Source organism: Leptolyngbya sp. GB1-A1, assembly GCF_039962475.1.
In the GTDB taxonomy this organism is placed as follows: Bacteria; Cyanobacteriota; Cyanobacteriia; order Elainellales; family Elainellaceae; genus Leptolyngbya_A.
Genome location: NZ_JAMPLI010000002.1, coordinates 324,464 through 344,328, shown reverse-complemented (window position 1 = coordinate 344,328; position 19,865 = coordinate 324,464). Strand labels below are relative to the sequence as shown.

At 50.6% G+C, this 19,865-nt stretch carries 17 protein-coding genes and 1 pseudogene; 6 read left to right on the top strand and 12 right to left on the bottom strand.

From position 1 onward, the window contains the following. Positions 1–538: 538 nt before the first annotated feature. From NDI45_RS03430 to purU, 4 genes and pseudogenes are all read right to left on the bottom strand, one after another. Positions 539–3,427: pseudogene (locus NDI45_RS03430) on the bottom strand (2Fe-2S iron-sulfur cluster-binding protein); the annotation flags it as partial. Then, positions 3,424–3,681: a sarcosine oxidase subunit delta gene (locus NDI45_RS03425; RefSeq protein ID WP_190793869.1), complete on the bottom strand. Its 258-nt coding sequence runs from the start codon at positions 3,679–3,681 to the stop codon at positions 3,424–3,426. The gene NDI45_RS03425 and the pseudogene NDI45_RS03430, both read right to left, overlap by 4 nt. Positions 3,682–3,702: 21 nt before the next feature. Continuing rightward, the gene (locus tag NDI45_RS03420; RefSeq protein WP_348246313.1) at positions 3,703–4,944 is read right to left on the bottom strand and encodes an FAD-dependent oxidoreductase; all 1,242 of its coding nucleotides are present in this window, start codon (positions 4,942–4,944) and stop codon (positions 3,703–3,705) included. Between the two features lie 92 nt (positions 4,945–5,036). Further along, positions 5,037–5,897 (bottom strand): formyltetrahydrofolate deformylase, encoded by an 861-nt coding sequence (purU, locus tag NDI45_RS03415; protein WP_348246311.1) that lies wholly within the window; start codon positions 5,895–5,897, stop codon positions 5,037–5,039. Between the two features lie 127 nt (positions 5,898–6,024). Between purU and NDI45_RS03410 the strand changes: the two genes are divergently transcribed. Then, complete coding sequence (locus tag NDI45_RS03410) at positions 6,025–6,675, top strand: XRE family transcriptional regulator (protein WP_348246309.1); 651 nt, start codon at positions 6,025–6,027, stop codon at positions 6,673–6,675. Between the two features lie 29 nt (positions 6,676–6,704). Here the strand turns inward: NDI45_RS03410 and NDI45_RS03405 are convergent, their stop codons facing one another. Then, positions 6,705–8,036, bottom strand: coding sequence for a PPC domain-containing protein (locus NDI45_RS03405; protein WP_348246307.1), 1,332 nt, complete (start codon positions 8,034–8,036; stop codon positions 6,705–6,707). Between the two features lie 301 nt (positions 8,037–8,337). On the opposite strand from NDI45_RS03405, the gene NDI45_RS03400 reads away from it, so the two are divergent. After that, the gene (locus tag NDI45_RS03400) at positions 8,338–9,885 is read left to right on the top strand and encodes an AAA family ATPase (protein ID WP_348246305.1); all 1,548 of its coding nucleotides are present in this window, start codon (positions 8,338–8,340) and stop codon (positions 9,883–9,885) included. A gap of 120 nt (positions 9,886–10,005) precedes the next feature. Then, complete coding sequence (locus tag NDI45_RS03395; RefSeq protein ID WP_348246303.1) at positions 10,006–10,344, top strand: hypothetical protein; 339 nt, start codon at positions 10,006–10,008, stop codon at positions 10,342–10,344. On the opposite strand, the gene NDI45_RS03390 is transcribed toward NDI45_RS03395, so the two are convergent. The 6 genes from NDI45_RS03390 to NDI45_RS03365 all read right to left on the bottom strand — a co-directional run bounded on the left by NDI45_RS03390 (position 10,328) and on the right by NDI45_RS03365 (position 15,132). After that, on the bottom strand, positions 10,328–11,245 hold the full coding sequence (locus tag NDI45_RS03390; protein WP_348246301.1) for a glycosyltransferase family 2 protein: 918 nt from the start codon (positions 11,243–11,245) through the stop codon (positions 10,328–10,330). The two genes, NDI45_RS03395 and NDI45_RS03390, sit on opposite strands and share 17 nt — an antisense overlap. A gap of 55 nt (positions 11,246–11,300) precedes the next feature. Continuing rightward, the gene (locus NDI45_RS03385; protein WP_190793861.1) at positions 11,301–12,230 is read right to left on the bottom strand and encodes a glycosyltransferase family 2 protein; all 930 of its coding nucleotides are present in this window, start codon (positions 12,228–12,230) and stop codon (positions 11,301–11,303) included. 79 nt (positions 12,231–12,309) lie between these two features. Beyond that, entirely contained in the window at positions 12,310–12,993 is a 684-nt protein-coding gene (locus NDI45_RS03380; RefSeq protein ID WP_190793860.1) for an SAM-dependent methyltransferase, read from the bottom strand. Positions 12,994–12,999: 6 nt separating this feature from the next. Beyond that, positions 13,000–13,353, bottom strand: coding sequence for a metalloregulator ArsR/SmtB family transcription factor (locus tag NDI45_RS03375; protein WP_190793859.1), 354 nt, complete (start codon positions 13,351–13,353; stop codon positions 13,000–13,002). A gap of 125 nt (positions 13,354–13,478) precedes the next feature. Then, a complete protein-coding gene (locus NDI45_RS03370; protein ID WP_190793858.1) occupies positions 13,479–14,666 on the bottom strand; it encodes a TRC40/GET3/ArsA family transport-energizing ATPase in 1,188 nt (395 codons plus the stop codon). A gap of 79 nt (positions 14,667–14,745) precedes the next feature. Next, a complete protein-coding gene (locus tag NDI45_RS03365; protein ID WP_190793857.1) occupies positions 14,746–15,132 on the bottom strand; it encodes a DUF2358 domain-containing protein in 387 nt (128 codons plus the stop codon). Between the two features lie 330 nt (positions 15,133–15,462). On the opposite strand from NDI45_RS03365, the gene NDI45_RS03360 reads away from it, so the two are divergent. From NDI45_RS03360 to NDI45_RS03350, 3 genes are all read left to right on the top strand, one after another. After that, complete coding sequence (locus NDI45_RS03360) at positions 15,463–15,816, top strand: hypothetical protein (RefSeq protein ID WP_348246297.1); 354 nt, start codon at positions 15,463–15,465, stop codon at positions 15,814–15,816. A gap of 109 nt (positions 15,817–15,925) precedes the next feature. After that, positions 15,926–16,189, top strand: coding sequence for a DUF3146 family protein (locus NDI45_RS03355; protein WP_190789643.1), 264 nt, complete (start codon positions 15,926–15,928; stop codon positions 16,187–16,189). Positions 16,190–17,097: 908 nt separating this feature from the next. Continuing rightward, a complete protein-coding gene (locus tag NDI45_RS03350) occupies positions 17,098–18,438 on the top strand; it encodes an AAA-like domain-containing protein (RefSeq protein WP_348246295.1) in 1,341 nt (446 codons plus the stop codon). A gap of 369 nt (positions 18,439–18,807) precedes the next feature. On the opposite strand, the gene NDI45_RS03345 is transcribed toward NDI45_RS03350, so the two are convergent. Then, positions 18,808–19,443: a hypothetical protein gene (locus NDI45_RS03345; protein WP_190789645.1), complete on the bottom strand. Its 636-nt coding sequence runs from the start codon at positions 19,441–19,443 to the stop codon at positions 18,808–18,810. Positions 19,444–19,865: the final 422 nt, after the last annotated feature.

Sequence of the window (19,865 nt, the reverse complement as noted above, 5' to 3'; positions counted from 1 at the left end):
GAGCCTCTTCGATCGCCACAATCACGGATACGCCGATCGCCGAGGTCAGCACAATAGGACGATCGCTAGAATTAAACGATCGAAAACTGACGTTGCAGATTTGAGCAAATAGATCGTGAACCGCTTTACCTGAAAGAACGATCGCCAGATCTTGCCGCAAGACGGGATAAACCTGCGGCGGCAGATTTGAATCAGCCCGAAGCCGATGCGAAGCACTTTTCCCTTCGGGGTAATCGCCAATCTCTCCATCGTCCTCGATTAGAAATTCTGTCAGTCCCAGTCGGGCGATGCGTCCACCGTTCGCCAAAGGGAGCCAGGAATTCGGGCGATCGGGAATTGGGAATTCGTGCGCTTCCAGCCATGCCGCCGCACCTGCTCCTTTTACGCCGAATCGGGGGAGCGCAGAGACATCAGCTAAATCGACTAAATCATCTGTTTCAGAAATCAAGGGGATGATTGCGGCAGGCTTTTGCTCAAGCTTTTGCTCAAGCTTTTGCTCAAACTCAAGATGGCTTGCCTCAGGCAGCGGCGATGCCGTTTTCTGGCGGGTGTTTGCTGGGTCATAAAACGGAGTTGGGGTCACGGTGGCAGTGATCAGGAAACCATCCGATCGCCTCACCGTAAATTGACTTCCCACTTGAGATAGCTCTGGTTTGACATACGCCAGCCCAATATGGCGAGCGAGTGAGGGACTGTAAGCAATGCTGGTAATCCGTCCGGCAATGTCGCCGTTGTGAATCACCAGATGGCATTCCTGAGGCGGCGTGCCACTAAACTCGTTGAGGGTAAAACCAATCAGGATTTGTTTGGGCGAGCGATCGGCATGAATCTGGAGGCTGCGCTGGCCAATGAAGAAGGGTTTGTCAGTTTTCACTGCCCAGTTGAGGTTCGCTTCATAGGGTGTGGTGAGTCCGTCCGTGTCCTGTCCGACGATCAGGTGTCCTTTTTCCAGCCGCAGCAGCCTTTGTGCTTCCACGCCGAAGGGTTGAAGGCTGTAGGGCTTACCTGCCCGGGTTAGGGCGTCCCAAAGGACGGGGGCATTTTCGGCAGGAACGTGGATTTCGTAGCCCCACTCGCCCACAAAACCGACGCGCATGAGGAGAGCTGGAATGCCTGCCACCGTTGCCGATTGCACTGCGAGATAGGGAAACGCCGCGCTCGACAAGTCCAGATCGGTAAGCTGGCTCAGCACAGCACGGGAAAGCGGACCCGCGAGATTCACTGCCGATTGCGCCCCGGTCAAATTGACTAAACCGCAGTCCATTCGCCACATCGTATTCAGGCGAGACAGCTCGCGATAAATTGAAGCGGCGTTAGAGGTCGTCGTTGTGAAATAGAAATGGTCTTCGCCCAGCCGGGCAATCACGCCATCGTCGATCACCACGCCCGACTCGTCCAGCATCAGCGCGTAGCGGGTCATCCCGACTTTCAGATTTGCATAGCGTCCGGTGTAAACGCGCTCTAGAAAAGCGGCTGCGTCCCGTCCGCGAATCTCCAGCTTGCCCAGCGTTCCCACGTCGATCAACCCAACGCGCTGCCGCACGGCGAGAACCTCGTCCTGGATGCAGGCTTCCCGGTTTTTGTTGGGCTGCTGATAGTATTCTGGTCTGCGCCACTGTCCGGCAGACATCCACTTGGCGTTGAGGGCAAGGTGGCGATCGTGCAGCAGTGTTCTTCGCTCTGGCGTGAATCCGCGTCCGGCGAGGTGCGACATCGGCACAGGATGAAAAAATGGTCGCGCCGTCGTGGTTCCGACCTGTCCTGGTGTTTTGCCGGTCAGCTTCGCCAGAATTCGCAGCGCATTCACATTAGAATGTTTGCCCTGACTTGGACCCATTCCCACGGTCGTAAACCGCTTCAATAATTCAATATTGTCAAATCCTTCCTGAATTGCATTCGGAAAATCTTTGTATTGCAGATCTTCATCGAAATCGACAAAGTTTTTACCCTGCGGGTGAGGCACGATCGCCCAGGGATGGGACGGTGATTCTGATTCTGCGGGGAGATTGATCGCCACCGATTCCCCACCGCTGAGAAAAGCAATCGCCGACCGTGCCGCCCGTTCTCCGTCGCTTCGTTTATTCTCCGGCTGATACACCCCATTGACCCGACCGCAAGCAAATACACCCGGCAGCAGCAAATCCGGCACAAACTGCTGAATTCGGTCGTCAAAACGCATCTTTGCCCCTGCCTGATAAAGCAAATTTGCCGCTCCCGCCCAACCCACACTCATGAGAATGCCATCACAGGCGATCGTCTGACGAGATTCAATTTGCGGCTGTCCGTTTCGCATCGGACAAATCACTGCCGCACAAACGCCATCGCCTTGAGGATTTGCTTTTGCCTCATAAATTGCCTGTCCGGGATAGATTGGAACGCCTCGCTCACGCACCGTCTGTACCACTGTCGAACTCGGAATATCCGATCGCAAATCTACGATCGCCCCGACTTCCATCCCATGCGCCAGCAAATCCAGAGCCGCCCGATAACCATCCTGATTTGCCGTAAAGACGATCGCCCGGTGCATTGGCTTAACCGCATAGCGATAAATAAGCCGCTGTGCCGCCGAAGCCATCATGACGCCTGGCAAATCGTTGTTGCGAAAGACCGCAGGCTGTTCATAAGCCCCGCTTGCCACGATGACTGACTTTGCCCGCATTTTCGTCATGCGTGTGCCGTCTACTAGGGGAATCCAGAAGTCGGCATAGTAGCCTGCTGCTACTGTACCGGTGTAGAGCCGGATGCGGGGATGGGCTGTGACTGACTGAATAAGGGATTGGGTTTCGGCGGCGATCGATCGATCATCCCCAAGCTGGTAGAGTCCTACGCCGCCCGGTTTCGCGTTCTCATCCACAATCACCACATCTGCGCCTGCTTCGGCTGCGGTGAGTGCAGCAGTGAGTCCAGAAATGCCTGCGCCAATTACAAGCAAATCGCAAAAGTCATATCGCTTCGGGGTGCGTATCCAGGGCGTTTTGAAATCGACTTGCCCCAGCCCAATTGTGCGACGAATCAGGCGTTCCCAAAAGGGAAAAAGCTTTTTGTTGTTGAACGTTTTGTAATAAAACCCAACCGGCAAGAAGGGCGATAAAAAGTTGAGAAAGCTAGCGCGATCGTGCTCCACACCTCCGAACGTATTGACTGCTTGCAGCGACATTCCTGGCTCAATTGCCGTCACGTCTGCCCGCACATTCAGCTTCTCGCCGGACTGCATCAGGGTATTCACATCATGATTCGCCAGGCTGAGAATTCCGCGTGGGCGGTGATATTTAAAGCTGCGTCCCAACACCTTTTGACCCGAAGCCCATAGCGCAGCAGCGATCGTATCTCCTGCATATCCGGTCAATACTTTCCCTTCAAACGAAAACTGAATGATTGTATTGCGATCGATCCATTCCCCAGGAATTGGCGGTAGACGATAACTCATGACTCGCCTCCGTATAAATAGGTTTGTGTCACTTCGTCAGTTAATGTATTTCGCTCTGCAATAAACCAGGTGTTGCTGGGTGCGTGACACCACCATTCGCGTTTGATGCCCGGAACATTATTTCGATAAAAGATGTAGGCTGCCCAAGTTTGATCATCTACGGAGTTAGGGTCAGGCATTTCGCGATACTCGCCGCCATACACAAATTCGCTGATCGATCGCGTACCATTAATGGGACAGGTCATTAACTTCATCGCTGCTTTTCCTGTTATTTATTAATGGGCAACTGATGCCGCGCCTTTTTCACCAATCAATTCATACCGGGTAAATCGATCGATCGAAAAGTCTTGGATTAATTCATGCGCTCGATCGTTCGCAACGGTGTATGCCATCGTTTTGCCGCAAACCGGAGTCGCCTTAAAGCCCCAGGTTCCCCAGCCTGCATCCAAGTAAAATCCGGCGATCGGCGTTCTGCCCATCATCGGGGCGAAATCGGGCGTCATATCTGCCATGCCTGCCCACTGGCGCACAATTTTGGCGTGAGAGAGGAAGGGAAACAGATCGAGCATGTGAGCCGCTAATTCTTCGGTGAAATCCAGCGTCGATCGCGTTGAATGCAGCTCATAGGGGTCAAGCGACGCGCCCATCACCAGTTCGCCCCGCGCCGTTTGGCTGACATAAACGTGCAAATTGCCAGACACGATAATCGGGTTAAGCCAAGGCTTCATCGGTTCGCTCACCAGAGCTTGCAGCGGATGGACGTAGAGGGGCGATCGAATTCCCACCATTTGCAGCAAACGCGGCGTAAACCCAGCAACGGCACAGAGGACACGCGGCGTTTCGATCGTCCCTCGTGAAGTTTCGACTCCGGTAACGCGATCGGACTTCACCTGAATTCCCAATACTTCCGTTTGCTGATGAATTTCTACGCCACGCTGATCTGCCCCTCGTCCATAGCCCCAGGCGACCGCATCGTGCCGAGCAATGCTTCCCGGCGCATGATACAGAGCACCCAAAATCGGCGCGTGACCGTTACAGGTCAGATCCATTTGCGGGCAGGCTTCCTGAATCTCATCAGGACTGACCAACTCACTGTTCACCCCAATATGCTTATTGGTTTCCGCCCGCCAGCGCATGGTTCGCAGTGTGGCATCGGTATGCGCCAGGGTAAAATGTCCCCGCGTTGAGTAAAACAGATTCAAATCAAAATCCTGCGACAAATCCTGCCACAAGCGCACCGACTCATCGTAAAACTTCACTCCTTCCGGCGTGAGGTAGTTCGATCGAATAATCGTCGTATTTCGTCCCGTATTGCCGCCGCCCAAATAGCTTCTTTCCAGCACCGCCACATCCGTCATGCCATAGTCTCGCGCCAGATAGTAAGCGGCTGCTAAGCCATGTCCACCCCCGCCAATAATTACCGCGTCGTAGCTCGACTTCAGGCGATCGGGCTGGCGAAACATTCGCGGTTCTGGATGGTCTTTAGTAAGGGCGAAGCGCAGCAGATTAAGCGGCATAAAACGATAGATGCATGAATTTCAGGATGAACTTAAAAGAAATATCTTTTGAGGCATGTTAAAGGGGATACATTGCCCTTTTCAAACCTCCTTTAACGAAATACAACGGTCTTATTTCCGTGAACCAGAACGCGATCCTCAACGTGATACCTTAGCCCACGCGCCAGAACGGTTTTTTCGATATCTCTGCCGTAGCGAATTAAATCTTCCACAGCATCCGAATGATCAATCCGAATCACATCCTGCTCGATAATGGGTCCTGCATCGAGTTCAGATGTGACATAGTGACAGGTTGCACCAATTAATTTGACGCCGCGTTGATGTGCCTGATGATAAGGTTTTGCGCCAATAAAAGACGGCAAGAAGGAATGATGGATATTAATAATTCGACCAGGATATCGATCGCACACCTCCGACGACAACACTTGCATATAGCGTGCCAGCACCATCACATCGCCATTCACCGCCTCAAACAGGTGCATGATTTTGTCGTAGGCGATCGTCTTCGTTTCCGGGGTAACGGGCACATGATAGTAAGGAATACCGTGCCACTCGACCAGCCCGCGAAAGATTTCGTGGTTAGAAATGACGCAGGGAATTTCAATGTCGAGTTCTCTGCTCTGCCAGCGTGCCAGCAAATCATAGAGACAGTGATCGGATTTGGATACTAGAATCACCACCCGCTTTTTCTGCGCCGAATCCGTCACCTGCCACTGCATTTTGAATTCATCGGCGATCGGCTGAAACTGCTCTCGCAACGCTTCGATTCCAAAGGGCAGCGAATCAGCAAGAATTTCCTGCCGCATAAAAAATCGCTGAAAGTCCTGATCGGCGTGGTGTTGCGCCTCCACGATCCAGCCCTGATGACTGGCGATAAAGGAACTCACCGCCGCGACAATGCCAACGCGATCGGGACAGGACAAGCTAAGCGTATATCGGCGGGAAGAAGACACGAGACCAAATTCCCATTCGGAAACTTCGTTGAATATCATCCAGCATTGTTTCCTGTCTGTCAACATTGTTTCCTAGCATGATTCACCTGCTATGATTCATAGGGGCGCACCGCAGGAGAATTGCTGCATGGCAGAAACCGTTCCCTCACACATTTCCTCAGACGTTTCCTTGCAGAAGCTGGAGCATCCCGGACTGGAGCATTACCTGGGCAATACGATTCGTGACCTGCGCCAGCAACATGGGCTGACGATCGCAGAAATCGCCGATCGCGCCGGAATTTCTCGCGGAATGCTCTCTAAAATTGAAAATGCTCAAACTTCCACCAGCCTGGAAACTCTGGAGAAACTGGCAAATGCGCTGGGCGTTTCCCTGTCTACCCTGTTTCGCAAATACGACATTCCCGAAGGCGGAGCGCAGTTGGTCAAAAACGGTAAAGGCATGGAAGTCGTGCGGCGCGGCACCAAACGTGGACATACCTACCAGCTTCTCGCCTACGATCAGGGACCAACCAAGCGATTTGAACCCTTTCTGATCACAATGGATGATGCTTCCGAAGTCTTTCCCACCTTCGAGCATCCCGGCATCGAGTTTATTCACCTGCTCGAAGGCAAGCTGGAATACCGCCACGGACGACAAACTTACCTGCTCGAACCGGGCGACTCCCTCACCTTTAGAGGCGACATTCCCCACGGACCCGAAAAGCTGATCACCCTGCCAATTCGGTTCCTGACTATTATTTACTACGACAATTTTGCGATCGACGCTCGGGCAGAGTAAGGGATTGGCATACTACATTCGCTCAAGTTCTACCCAACTCCCAAATTCAAGTTGTAGCGAGTTGCGTTGCTGAAGGTATTCACTTCAAGGAAATAAGTTCCTGTTTGCAGCACTCTGGAAATTGTTGAGTTATCACTGCCGCTCGTCACCCATTCGCCGCTATCAATCAATCCATTATTGTTAGCATCAAAGTACAAAGTAACAGAAGCCGTTGCTGCTAGACCATCGATATTGACATTCAGAGTACGGGCTGTATTCAATTTGAATTTGTAGTAATCTAGCTCATCAAAAGCCCCAACGAAATCTTGTATCGTTTGATTTTCTAAAGGGGTACCCAGGTCGTATGCGATAGCGGCTCTATTGCCCGGATCGACAGGTAAATTACCAGGATTAGGTTTCGCTTCTACAATAAGATCATAGCGAGTTGCAGAACCAAAGCTATCTACTTCAAGATAATAAGTACCGGGTAGAACGGTTCTGGCAATAGTATCATTGTCGCTGCCGCTCTCCAATCTTTCGCCGCTGTCAATTAATCCGTTGTTATTAGCATCAAAGTGTAAATTTACAAAAGTAGTTCTCGATAAGCCATTGATATTCACATTAATGTCGTTAATTTGAGGCAATGTGAATTTGTAATAATCCGAAGAATCAAATGTACCTACAAAATCCCTCGCCGTAGCCGGAAAGGTTGAAAGATTGAATGCTGTACTCGCTGTATTGCCCGGATCAGTGGGAAGATTACTCGGATCAGGGGCAGCAGCGATCGATAGATTGTATTGGCTTGAAGAACCGAATAAGCTTTCTACTTGAAGATAATAAGTGCCGGGTAGAACAGTTCGGGCGATCGTATTCCCATCACTACCACTATCGAACTGCTCACCGTTATCAATTAAACCATTATTGTTAGCATCAAAATATAGACTGACCAAAGCAGGTGATGATACACCGTCAATATTCACATTAATATTGCTGATCTGTGACAGCGTGAATTTGTAATAGTCCAGTCGGTCGGAATTGCTAACAGATTCTGAGAGCCTCATGTCACCCGAGAGGATGCCTAGATTTCGAGCGATCGCAGTTGTTTCACCTGGTTCAGCAGGAACAGAAGAAGCACGAAGGCTGTAGCGCGTACTGCCTCGACGACCAGGAAGCCGTACCTGAATGTAATAGGTTCCAGCCTCTAGGGTCGTAATAATTTGCTCTGTCTGAAAACCTGTTTGATCTGAGACTCCGACCGAAACGCGCCTTCCATTGAGTAACTTAACGCGGGCGTCTGCCTGTAGATTATTCAGCGTTAGGTGAAAGTTGATTGGACTAGAAGCTTTAAATTTGTAGAAGTCAACTCGATCGCTGTGCCCCAACGCACCGCCAGTCGCTCGATTGAGCTGAAGATTACGCGCACCCTGAAATGTATCATCAGAACGACGACGCACCATAAATATCCTTCAATATCCTTTAAGATTTACAGGATCTTATTTTTCCCTGCTTAACCAATCGATGAACAGCTTGTAGTGACTTGAGCAAGAGCGCAATTCCTCGAAAAGACCAAACGATCGATCGCTATATTCAATCGCTACCTTCAAATCGCGCTGATTCCGTCACCTGCCTTTGTTAGGATAGTTGAGCTTATTTACCTTTCCGAATCTCTTTTTCTAAGCCCCCATGAGCGAAACCACCCTGCCTGCCCTGATTCAGCAAATGCTGCAACCGGAGTTTTATCCTCATGCAGTGCGATCGCCGATTCAGCTCATTCAAACCCACATTTCCTATGTGCTGCTGACTGGAGACTATGCCTACAAAGTTAAGAAGCCATTGAATTTTGGGTTTCTAGATTTTTCAACGCTGGAGAAGCGGCTGCATTTCTGCCAGGAAGAACTGCGGCTCAACCAGCGCGGCGCAGGGGCACTGTATCTAGAAGTTTTGCCGATCGCGCAGAATGGGGAACGGTTTGAGCTTGGCGGCAGCGGTGAGCCGATCGAGTATGCGGTGAAGATGCGGCAGTTTCCCCAGGACACTCTGTTGACGGATCTGTACGATCGCGGCGAACTGGGCGAGGAACTGCTGATCGAGCTGGCAAAGACGATCGCCACCTTTCACCGAGAAACGGACACCAACGACTATATTCGCAGCTTTGGCAAAGTCGATCAGGTGCGGCAGGCATTTGACGAAAACTACGAGCAAACCGAACAGTACATCGGCGGACCTCAGACCCAGCAACAGTTTGACGACACTCGCGCCTATACCGATCGCTTTTTCACTAAGCAGCAGGCGTTATTCGATCGGCGGATCGCGCAGGACAAAATTCGCGAATGTCACGGCGATTTGCATCTGCGAAATATTTGCCTCTGGCAAGACAAGCTGTGGCTATTTGACTGCATCGAGTTTAATGAGCCGTTTCGCTTTGTGGATGTCATGTACGACATTGCCTACATCGTGATGGACTTAGAAGCGCGGCAGCGACCCGATCTCAGCACGGTTTTTCTGAATGCCTACGCGGAGCAAACCGGAGACTGGGAAGGTTTAGAAGTGTTGCCAATTTATGTGAGCCGTCAAACCTATGTCCGGGCAAAGGTCATTTCCTTTATGCTGAATGATCCGGCAGTTCCGGCAGCAGAGAAAGACCAGGCAAAAGCCACTGCCTCGGACTATTACCGTCTCGCCTGGGAAGGGGCACAGCCCAAACAGGGAAGTTTAACTTTAATGTGTGGATTATCTGGCTCCGGCAAAACGACCACAGCAAGATTGCTTGCCAAGCGACTGTCCAATCAATCAGGTACGGTTCACATTCGATCGGACGCAGTCAGAAAACATCTGGGCGGCATTCCCCTCGATCAGCGCGGCGGGGATGACCTGTACACAAGCGAAATGACTCAAAAAACCTATGCCCGATTGCTGGAACTGGGAATTTCGCTGGCAAACCAGGGTTATGCTGTGATTCTGGATGCGAAATACGATCGCCAATCCCTCCGTCAGCAGGCGATCGATCAGGCAAAAGCACATCATCTGTCGCTGAAAATCATTTATTGCACTGCCCCGGTTGACGTGCTGCGCGATCGGCTGATTCACCGAACTGGAGACATCGCTGACGCCACGGCGGCTCTGCTGCCCCAGCAATCAATGGAACCGTTTACTACAGCAGAGCAGGCGTATGTACGGGCAATTAATACCACACAGGATGTCGCTTCGCAGCTCAACCAGGATAATGAGTAAAGACCGAATTTTTCGTAGGATGTCTTAGGCAAAAGCGCATTCCTGGAATTGATGCGTGACGATGTGCTAACACATCCTGCATAGTACGCACTTAGAGGCAAATCTGGAGGCTGACAATTCATGTACCGCTTCCCAACCGATATCGGCATTCAGTTTGCTTTGCGCGTCTGGATTGTGTTCATTCTGGTGTTCTGGCTAGTGCGGTTTCGGGCAGAGCTGGCAATTTTGCTGGGCGCGCTGGCAGGGGTGATGGCAGGCATTCTGATGACTTATTGGAAAGCACAAAAGCTGCCTGACGCCCCGCCCCCTGCGGAACGTCCTGACCATCCTCTGTTTCGGGTGAGTGACCGAATTGCAAAACGGCTCAGGCGATCGACCGAGAAGAACAATCTCGAACAGCAATCGATTCGTAAGCCGCGCCGCCGTCGGTTGGGGAAGGCGCCTAACTGGAAGCGGTAGACTGTACTTCTACTGAAGGCTGGGAACTGCGGTTGAGCTGTCCATCTAGCTGCTGAAGTTCATAGAGCTTGACGCCGATCTGGTATTCGTACTGACTTAGCAAGCAGCCATAAACATATCCGGCTCGTCCATCCAGGAAACCCAGCCGCACCAGATAGAACCAGACAAACCGCAGAAGAGGCTTAAACGGCAGCCGTACCCAAATTTTCTTCAGAAACCGCTTGCGCTGAACTGCGTCTCCGGTCAAACTCGCGCCGATCGTTCCGCGATCGTCCATGCCGTTGAGCAGGTTGTAGTACACTCTGGCTTCCCAGTTGGAATAGCGATTGTGTCGCGCCAACCAGTGATAAACATCACGAAAATCGATGTGCAGCATATCTTCTTTTAGATAGCCAACATTGCCGTTGAGAATCACGTGTTCATGCACTTCGTTGTCGCCTGTATTGGGAATGCCCTCGGTTTGCAGGGTTTCGTAGCGTCCCTTGGCATGACGAAACAGGCGCAGATTCCAGTCAGGATATTTGCCACCGTGCCGAATCCACGTCCCCAGGAAAAAGACGCGGCGATTCAGGTAATAGCCGTCATAGTCTGGATTTTGAATTACTTCTGCAATTTCATCCCACAGTTCCGGCGTGATTCGCTCATCGCAGTCTACAATCAGCACCCATTCATGCTGAAACGGTAGATTGTCGAGCGACCAGTTTTTCTTCTTAGGCGATCGTCCGTTGAAGTGAAACTGCACAACTTTTGCGCCATAGCGTTCGGCAATTTCCACGGTGCGATCGTCGCTCTGGGAATCAACCACAAAGACCTCCGCTGCCCGTGAAACGCTTTCCAAGCAGGCAGGAAGGTTGGCTTCTTCGTTTTTAGCGGGAATGAGGACGGAGATGGGGAGTGACATAAGCGTGAATGAGTAGAGGGGTGGATGGGGGGATGAGAAGATGCAGGGGTGGGGGTTAGGTATTCTTGGTTGCGTTTAGCATTCCCTCGATCGCCGCTTTTAGATAGCCCAGTTGACCGTAGGCGTATGTAAAGTTGTCAAATCGTTGGGCAGGGTCGTTCCAGTGCTGGAGCGATCGGTGGAGTCCACGCAGCAATCGCTCTGTGCCTCTGGTCAGTTGGGGAAGTCCTGACCGTCCAGCAAGCTGTTCGCGATAGCATTCGCTGATGCCCTGCCACCAGCCCCGTCGCAAAAACCACTGCTGGCGAAGGCGTTCGGGCGCGACATGATGGGCAACGAGGGCATCGGGCAAATAGGCAACTTTCCAGCCTTGCGCGAGTGCTAGTTCGGTCATGTGCAGTTCTTCGTTCGACAGCAGATTTTTGCCGACTCGTCCCAGAGCGCGATCGAATCCGCCGACCTGCTCTAGAAAACTGCGACGAATCGAGTAGTTCAAGCCTCTGGGGGTTTGCCCGGGACGATCGATCCAGATGAGCTGATTGCCCAGATCGTATGCGCCCAAATTTTCGCTCAGCCCAGTTGATAACCATTGCGGCGGCGAAGCATCCTGCCAGAGCAGCGTCACTTTTCCTCCGGCGATCGCCAGTTTGTTCCACTGCTGGTAGGCATCCCAGAGGTTTTGCAGCCAGGCTGGACTGGCAATGGCATCGTCATCCAGGTAAGCCAGGATGGGGCTACGGGCAAGGTTTGCGCCTGTGTTACGGGCAACCGATAATCCTAAAGTTGGCTCGTAGCCGTAGCGCAAAAGCGGATTTTTCTGACGGGATTCGACGACTTCACGGGTGCGATCGGTTGAGGCATTATCAATGACCAGCACCTCATACGCCCCAGAGAAATTTTGATCTAACAAACTATCGATCGCTTTGCCGAGATAGTTTTCCCGGTTGTGTGTGCAAATAATGGCAGAGATCTGCGGATCGGGCATTGCGGTGTTGAATGGAACGATCGCTGTTAGAGTGCCCGAATTCGCATGGCGATCGATAGGGGAGAGTGGAGGGGGGTTTTTAGGGGCGGGTGATTTTTAGCATTTGGTTACCGCCTTTTTGCAGTTCGTAGCTAACTTGCTGGATTTCACAGCGATAGCCCTGGGCGGCGAGGGTTTCCAGAACGGGCTGGAGGTGGGGAGAAGGGTGGAGCATCAGGGTCAGGAGGGGGAAGATTCTGACCTCGTGGCAGACGCGCAGCATTTCGGCGATCGATCGCAGGTGAAAGTCCGTATCAAACTGATCCGAGTAGAGAAAGAGGAAGTGGGAGCATAAGCCCAGCTCGTATTGTCCGTCTTCAGCATTCAGGCGGGGAAGTGCTCCGGGAGTATAGCGATGCTCCGCTTTGCCGGTCTCAAAATCGGCACAAAACCGCGCTGCAACCTGCAAGCGATGCTGCTTCAAATCATTGGGCGATCGATGATACGTCCAGACCCAATCCTTCGGGGTCGCTTTGATCTGGTCAATAATACCGTCTACGACGGCAAGGACGCGCTGCTGAATCTGTTCGGCAGAAAAGATATAAATCGGATCGATCGAGTGAATGTTGTAGCCCTTTGCAGTTCCTTCAGCATTAAAGCTGGCAGGTCCATCGCCAATGCCCAGCATGGACTTCTGTAAGTCTCGATCGCTCAAGTTAAATAAATGAATATACTCATCTAGCGATCGACCAAACGGAACGACCTGATCGAGCTCCATTGCCATAATCACTTACTGCTTATTGCTAAGGGTGAAGGCGCGGAAATACTTTGCCTGCTGCTCGATCCGGGAGGCAAGCCGATCGCAGACAAGATTGCACAGCTCAAAGATCAGGTCATCGGCAACGCTGTAATAGGCAGACGTGCCCTCGCTGCGGCGGTTCAGAATGCCCGCTTGTAGCATTACTTTTAGGTGCTTGGAGACGTTCGCCTGACTGGTTTCAGTAGCTTCGACCAGATCCTGAACGCACTTTTCGCCGTCGCGCAGCACATTGAGAATGCGGAGGCGCATCGGTTCGCTCAGAACACTGAAATAATCCGCGACCTGCTGAACCACCTCACTTGGTACAGATTCCGCCGTTTTCATGCTGTCTTACCCCGCAAGCTGTAATCCCGAAAGCTGTGGCTGCCCAAGCCTCGATCGCCTAAATTCTAGCACTTTACTCTTTTATGCCAATAGAGTAATCATCTTAGCGATCGGCGGGGGAAACCTCAAGCTTTGGCAGCATCCGCGAAGCGAATCTTCAAGTAATCTTCCTCCATTTTGGCTCCAGCAGGTTGCAGGGCAGCAAGTGCTTGGGGCAGAACAAGGTTGCGGCGATGGTTGCCGATGCGAATATTCAGTTCATCGCCCGTCTTGCTTAGCTCCACCTGATTTTTGGGGATACCTGGCAGGTACACTTCCAGGCTGTACTGGTTTTGCTCCTGCACGACCCGCAGCGTCGTTTCTTTGTAATAGACCTGTGCCGGGTCTTCGTTGGCATACAGCGTTTCCTTCAGGCGATCGAGTGCCGCCATACCGCACATTTCTTCTGAAAACAGAGGCACTTCCTTCACAGGCAAAGGCCGGAAGTTATCGTGAATCTCCTGGCGATACTGCTGCTGATTTTCTTTCCACCGCTGGAAGAAGGGGTCGGTCACCTGATCGGGAATGATCCGGTTTGCCACCACCATATCGGTCGCGACGTTGTACAGGCTCAGGTAGGCATGGGCACGCAGCGATTCTTTGATCACCATTTTTTCGGGGTTTGTCACCAGCCGCACCGAAGTTTTGGTGTTGTCGGTCAGGACTTTTTCCAGAGCTTCGATCTGCTCGTAAAACTCGTAGGGCGCGTCCATTACTTCTTTGTTGGGCAGCGAGAATCCGGCGATCGGGCGAAAGATAGGTTCCACAAGCGGACGCAGCGCAGCCGAAACCGCCTGAAGGGGCTTGTAAAATCGCCGCATATACCAGCCTGCTACTTCCGGGAGGCTCAAGAGCCGCAGTGCCGTGCCTGTGGGAGCCGAGTCGATGATCAATACATCAAATTCGCCTTCGTCATAGTGCCGCTTCATTCGCACCAGGCTAAAAATTTCGTCCATGCCGGGAAGGATCGCGAGTTCTTCTGCCGCGACACCTTCCAGTCCGCGTGCCTGCAACACTTGAGTAATGTATCGCTTTACTGCACCCCAGTTCCCTTCTAGCTCCATCAGCGCGTCTAGCTCTGCGCCCCAAAGATTCGGTCGCACTTCACGAGGGGCGTGTTCTAGCTCCAGATCAAAGCTGTCTGCCAGCGAGTGAGCGGGATCGGTGCTCAGCACCAGCGTTTTGTATCCCAATTCGGCACAGCGTAGCCCCGTTGCTGCGGCGACGGATGTTTTCCCTACGCCACCTTTTCCCGTCATTAGAATTACGCGCATTGAGGCTAACTCCTTCCTGAGAAACCGTTATACTCCTTTACCTAATGTATCGGGTTTTCCCATTGTTCGGAAGTTCGGGTTATGGACTCGATTTAGGAAAGTGCTGCTTGACGACATCCCAAACGGAGCAGTGCCAGTAGTCGCTATGGGCAACGATGAGTTCCCGATCGTTGAGTTGCAGTTCGCTCCAGCCATCGATCGCAATCCGGGGTTGCCACGGCAGCGGGGTGATCCAGCTTAGCGTCCAGTCGGTGCGAATCTGGTTACCGTGTCGCTGAATCTGGTGCAGGTCGAGCCGGGGCTGGCGAAACCAGGCTTGGATAAAACCAATCATCCGACGGTAGCGATCGCGCCCCTGAAACCGATTAAGCGGATCTTTAAAAAGAACATTTTCTGCGTAAATCTCATAGGTCTGGTTCGAGGGAAAGTTGCGATAGTCAGCCTGCAAAACTTCTAAGATGTCCATAGCAGTACTTAATCAGAAAGGGGAGAGACTGGATCATTTTGCGGTGCAGAAGTCGCACTGCCTAAGCAAAAACTCACTCGTAAGAAAGCGTAGAATCAGACCGTAGGACTCTGTATTTTGGCGGTTGGTTTCACTTTTTAGATTCCGTTAGAGTTCAATTATTGCCTGGGAATGATAGGAAATGCAGCTTTGTTCTCGGCTTAAACGATCCCGGCTAGGGAATTCTGCTTATCGCGATCGATGTAAGCTGCTGTAAGACAATGCTTATAAAACTGCATCTTAAAATCGTCTGCTGACGTTACTGTTCTTTCACCTGCCATAACAACTGCTATGGAACCGACTCCTATCCTTTCCCACAAGCTTGTCGATCGCTGTCATGTGATCCTGCCTGACACGCCAAAACCGATCGGCGCAATCTACTACGATAGACAGTATTACGCTTATGTCAAATGTTTCCCGACCGTAGAAATTGCTCGCCGTAAAGCGGAACTCATGACCCAGCGCGGCAATACGGTGTTGCTCACTCGGATTCCCAAAGGGCTAGTGCTCTGGGTGCTAGAGCCGGATGCAAAGCCAGTTCCAAAGCCAGTTCCAAAGTCAGCGTCGAACCCAGTTCCAAAATTAGCTCCAAGGTCAGCTCCAAGGTCAGCTTCAAGGTCAGTGAGTCAAAGGTTCATTGTTTAATTTCTGATTTGCAGGTAGATCTTTTGCCAAGTAGCCAGACCGGCTCAGTGGGTCTTAACCCAGTCAAAGCCCCTTTTGAACTAGTGTCTAATGCAGAGAGTGTGCGATCGTGAGTGCTAAGCGTTTGCCCCAAACTACCGCCTATGTAAGGATTACTCATCAGTCCTGGCAGCAAGGCAAGATCGAAGGTGAAGTGCGAGCCAGTGAGTATGAGTGGCATTTTCAGTGGCGGTTTAAGCAGGGCATTTTGTCGGTCGAGCCTTCTCTGGGAAGGGCGTTAATTAAGGAGCCGCTGAGCCGATTTTTAGAAAGCTGTGACTACCAGCTTGAGCCGGGTGGGGACTATTCGTTTACAATCCGAGGTGAAATCTAGGTTTCGTCACGGCTGCTCTCAACGGTTCTTGAAAACGGAAGTGGGGTTTGGCTGTACTGCGATCGATTTGCCTACTCTCACCGATTGCCTGCTCTCCCTTACTGCGTGGTGAATCACCACCTTCTTATTAAATCAATCAAAATAGGATGAAAAATTAAGCTGTAGATGTTGTTCTATCTATAGGGTTGAAGTCTGAGGGTTGAAATCTGTAGGGTTAAAATTGCTCGATCGGTTAAGCAAACGATCAATTAGATTTCCTTATTTTATTCTTAAGCAAAAGCGTCCTAGCCTCAAAGGCGATAAGCCTTCACAGACGATCGAATCCAGGATAAAAAATTCGATTTCCGGCGTTGCTGAATCGGGATATGAACGGTGCAAATTTAGCTTCTGCATCGCCCCCTCAATCCCCCAATGCTGGAGGACTTTGAATTCTGGTTCCCCCCAAAGTTGGGGGGCTGGGGGGGCGTATCATAAGCTTATTCAGCAACGCCCGATTTCCCTTTATGCTGCAATCTAAAACGATCGAACATTGATTCATCGCACTTTGACAAAAGCCGATAGCAAGAGTCGATGCTTCTGCAATTCAAGGGCGGCTCACTCACAAGTTAAGCCGGTTTAATGTAATCTATCCTCAGGTTAGCCGCAGGAGTCATCCGTAAGAACTTGAAACAGGCGGCAGCTTTCAGAAATTTTTGTTCGCCTTAAGTTGTCTTCTCAAGATACGCCAGAAATTAGAGTAGTTTTTCACGATAAAAATACAACATTCTAATTTTAGCTTGCGCCCTAGAAAAATCGGGTTCTTTGTCAGAGTTTGCTGAAATTTATGAAGGAAAAACTCAGTTATATTGATGAACTTATTGCTTTTAGCATATATCTCTTAGATATATTCTCTTCGGGTAACTTTGCAGATGGCGCAGCAGTTCCAATCGTCCAGACGAAAACGAGGAGTGATTCTAAGCTCTAGAGGATGGCAGCGAGTACAAAGTGCTGAGCAAAAATCAGCAGAGCAGGACAACGGGAGCCGTGCCTATACGCTCGATCAGCTCAGCGAACGAACGGGCTTAAGCCCGAATACCATTACAAAAGTTCGACGACGCCGATTAGCAGTCGATCGACAAACGCTGGAGTTCTACTTTAGTGCAGTGGGTCTAGAACTCACCCCTGAAGACTACATCAGCCTTGATCCTGACACTGCAAATGTGTCCCGTTCTCAAACTCCTCTACAGGGGCAAGTTCCGCTTGACTCGCCCTACTACATTGAGCGCCAGCCAGACGAGCAGATTGCTTACGAAGAGGTCTTGCAGCCCGGTGCGCTGATTCGGATTAAGGCTCCCCAGCAATCTGGGAAAACATCTTTGATGACCCGAATTCTTGCTTCTGCACGGGACAAAGGAATGCGAGAAGCCGTTGTCAGCTTACAGCTTGCAGATTCTAGTGTTCTCACCGATTTCAATCGCTTTCTTCGCTGGTTTTGCGCCGTTGTCACCCACAGCTTGCACCTGCCGAACCGGGTCGATGAGTATTGGAATGAGGTTTATGGCAGCAGCTATAACTGCACCAACTATTTTGAGCGGTACTTGCTGACTGAAATTGACAATCCAATCGTTCTAGCGTTGGATGAAGGCGATATTCTGTTCAAGCATCCTATTCTGGCGAATGATTTTATGGCAATGGTGCGTGCCTGGAATGAAAAATCACGCTATGGCAATGATGGCAGCGAACTGTGGCAGCAGCTACGCCTTGTCGTTATCCACTCCGCTGAATCGCTGGTTGGTTTACCGTTTAATCTAAACCATTCTCCCTTCAACATTGGGCTGTCGATCGAATTAAAGAACTTTAATCAGGAACAAGTTCAGGAACTCATCCAGCGTTACGGCATTAATAATCATCAGCGAATTGCACCGGATTTGATGAGCTTTTTAGGCGGTATTCCCTATCTCATTCAGCTGACGCTGCACCACATTAGCAATCGTGAGGTTTCATTCTCTCAGATTAAGGAAGAAGCAATTTCGACAAACAGCATCTTTAGTTCTCATCTTCGTAACCTATTCGCAAAACTACAGCAATCCTATCCGCAGCTTATTCCACTGTTACAGCAAGTAGTCAATGCATCAGAGCCGATCGTTCTAGATCCGATCGATGCTTTTAACTTGCAGTGTGTTGGACTCATTCGCTCAATAAATTTACACGTCGAGCCAAGCTGTATGCTGTATCAGCAGTATTTCTCCCAGGTGCTACGGCGTTTCTAGTCCGCACTTAAGCTACACTACTTTTTGATTTTTTTAATCATCAGGTCGCATCTTTATAATTATCAGGCTGCATCAATCATATCTCCGTAGCCATCTTCTTAAAACAGTTCTGCTTGCCTGAATTTATAACAATTAAGCTTATGTCAATCAAATTATCAACTAGATCTACAGCAATTCAATCTACAGCAAATTTACAATCAAAAAGGGTGAGCCGTTCACCCACCCCAATAATCGGTTGATGTTTCTGTAGTTTTCGCTGCAGGTTTGTAATCGATCGACGATCGGCTAATTGACCAGCATATTCATCATTTCGTTCGCTATAGATCCACCAACCCATCCATTAATGCTTACGAAAAGCATGAGGAAGAATTAAACATCCGTGCGGGCAACGACGGTGCGGGGGCTACGAGTGCCAATCGACGAACCAATCAAAGCCGAAATCAGACCGAGTAGCGAACCCAGTACAAATGACCAGCCAACCTTTGCGGCATTTCCTGCAATATCGCGAGCTTCCTGCGGATTAACGTTCGGAGCCTGATCCGGCAGATTTGTCGCTGCTCCAGGAACTTGCTGAAGCACGTCGCCTGCATTAGAAGCCACTACACCAAACGCACCAGATACACCGCTGGACAATAGCCAAGCGCTAGCGGCCAAAGTGGTCGCCCATAGAATTGCACCATTCAGTAAAGCAGTGCTGCGATTCATTGGACCACAAGAACGAGCCGTTACCCAGCCGCCCAAAAACAGGGAAATCAGTAGGCTGATAATTGACCAGATGCCAACTGCCGTCCCAACATCACCCGCAGCCGCACCGGGAGCACCCGCACCAGCCAGCGAAGACAGGCCGATCGCTGCACCCAAAGCACTTAGAACAAGCTGGGAGGCGATTGCAGTCATGAGTCCAGCCAGAATCGGACCCCAACGAACACGATCATGATAGTCTGCGGCAGCGACTACAGCAGGGCGATCCATTACTCTACTCACGGGGTCATTGTTGTATGCCATACGTTATTTTCTCCTGATAAGCACGAGTATCGAAACTAAATATCAAACAGTGCCGTTTTTTCAAGCGTTATTCACGTCCGCAAGTAGACCTATGCATTTGCATACATTAGAAGCCATGAAAGAAGCTACAAACGCAGGAGCACTTCAAACCTTGAAACCGACACGAATGATTAGCAATAACTTAAAAATAGGCAGTAAAGATAGATGTTACACCTATCTTGAGAGGTAAGTTTTTCTTGGTAGATTAATTGATATTTCCTCATTAGATAATAATCTTAGCATTTGAAGTAATGGTCTTAAAACGCTCTTAACCAGGCGATCGAGTAAAGGTAAAACTTAAGTAAATTACAGAACTGACTAAAGACGAGGGTGAACTAAGCCGGTAGGAGGAGGGTGTTTCCTTCTCCAATGTTTAGTGTTTA

What these genes read in the sequence shown, in the direction of transcription:
- NDI45_RS03425 (WP_190793869.1), bottom strand. Translation starts at nt 3,681, where the DNA reads ATGAAGTTAATGACCTGTCCCATTAATGGTACGCGATCGATCAGCGAA.
- NDI45_RS03420 (WP_348246313.1), bottom strand. Translation starts at nt 4,944, where the DNA reads ATGCCGCTTAATCTGCTGCGCTTCGCCCTTACTAAAGACCATCCAGAA.
- NDI45_RS03410 (WP_348246309.1), top strand. Translation starts at nt 6,025, where the DNA reads ATGGCAGAAACCGTTCCCTCACACATTTCCTCAGACGTTTCCTTGCAG.
- NDI45_RS03400 (WP_348246305.1), top strand. Translation starts at nt 8,338, where the DNA reads ATGAGCGAAACCACCCTGCCTGCCCTGATTCAGCAAATGCTGCAACCG.
- NDI45_RS03395 (WP_348246303.1), top strand. Translation starts at nt 10,006, where the DNA reads ATGTACCGCTTCCCAACCGATATCGGCATTCAGTTTGCTTTGCGCGTC.
- NDI45_RS03390 (WP_348246301.1), bottom strand. Translation starts at nt 11,245, where the DNA reads ATGTCACTCCCCATCTCCGTCCTCATTCCCGCTAAAAACGAAGAAGCC.
- NDI45_RS03385 (WP_190793861.1), bottom strand. Translation starts at nt 12,230, where the DNA reads ATGCCCGATCCGCAGATCTCTGCCATTATTTGCACACACAACCGGGAA.
- NDI45_RS03380 (WP_190793860.1), bottom strand. Translation starts at nt 12,993, where the DNA reads ATGGCAATGGAGCTCGATCAGGTCGTTCCGTTTGGTCGATCGCTAGAT.
- NDI45_RS03375 (WP_190793859.1), bottom strand. Translation starts at nt 13,353, where the DNA reads ATGAAAACGGCGGAATCTGTACCAAGTGAGGTGGTTCAGCAGGTCGCG.
- NDI45_RS03370 (WP_190793858.1), bottom strand. Translation starts at nt 14,666, where the DNA reads ATGCGCGTAATTCTAATGACGGGAAAAGGTGGCGTAGGGAAAACATCC.
- NDI45_RS03365 (WP_190793857.1), bottom strand. Translation starts at nt 15,132, where the DNA reads ATGGACATCTTAGAAGTTTTGCAGGCTGACTATCGCAACTTTCCCTCG.
- NDI45_RS03360 (WP_348246297.1), top strand. Translation starts at nt 15,463, where the DNA reads ATGGAACCGACTCCTATCCTTTCCCACAAGCTTGTCGATCGCTGTCAT.
- NDI45_RS03350 (WP_348246295.1), top strand. Translation starts at nt 17,098, where the DNA reads ATGGCGCAGCAGTTCCAATCGTCCAGACGAAAACGAGGAGTGATTCTA.
- NDI45_RS03345 (WP_190789645.1), bottom strand. Translation starts at nt 19,443, where the DNA reads ATGGCATACAACAATGACCCCGTGAGTAGAGTAATGGATCGCCCTGCT.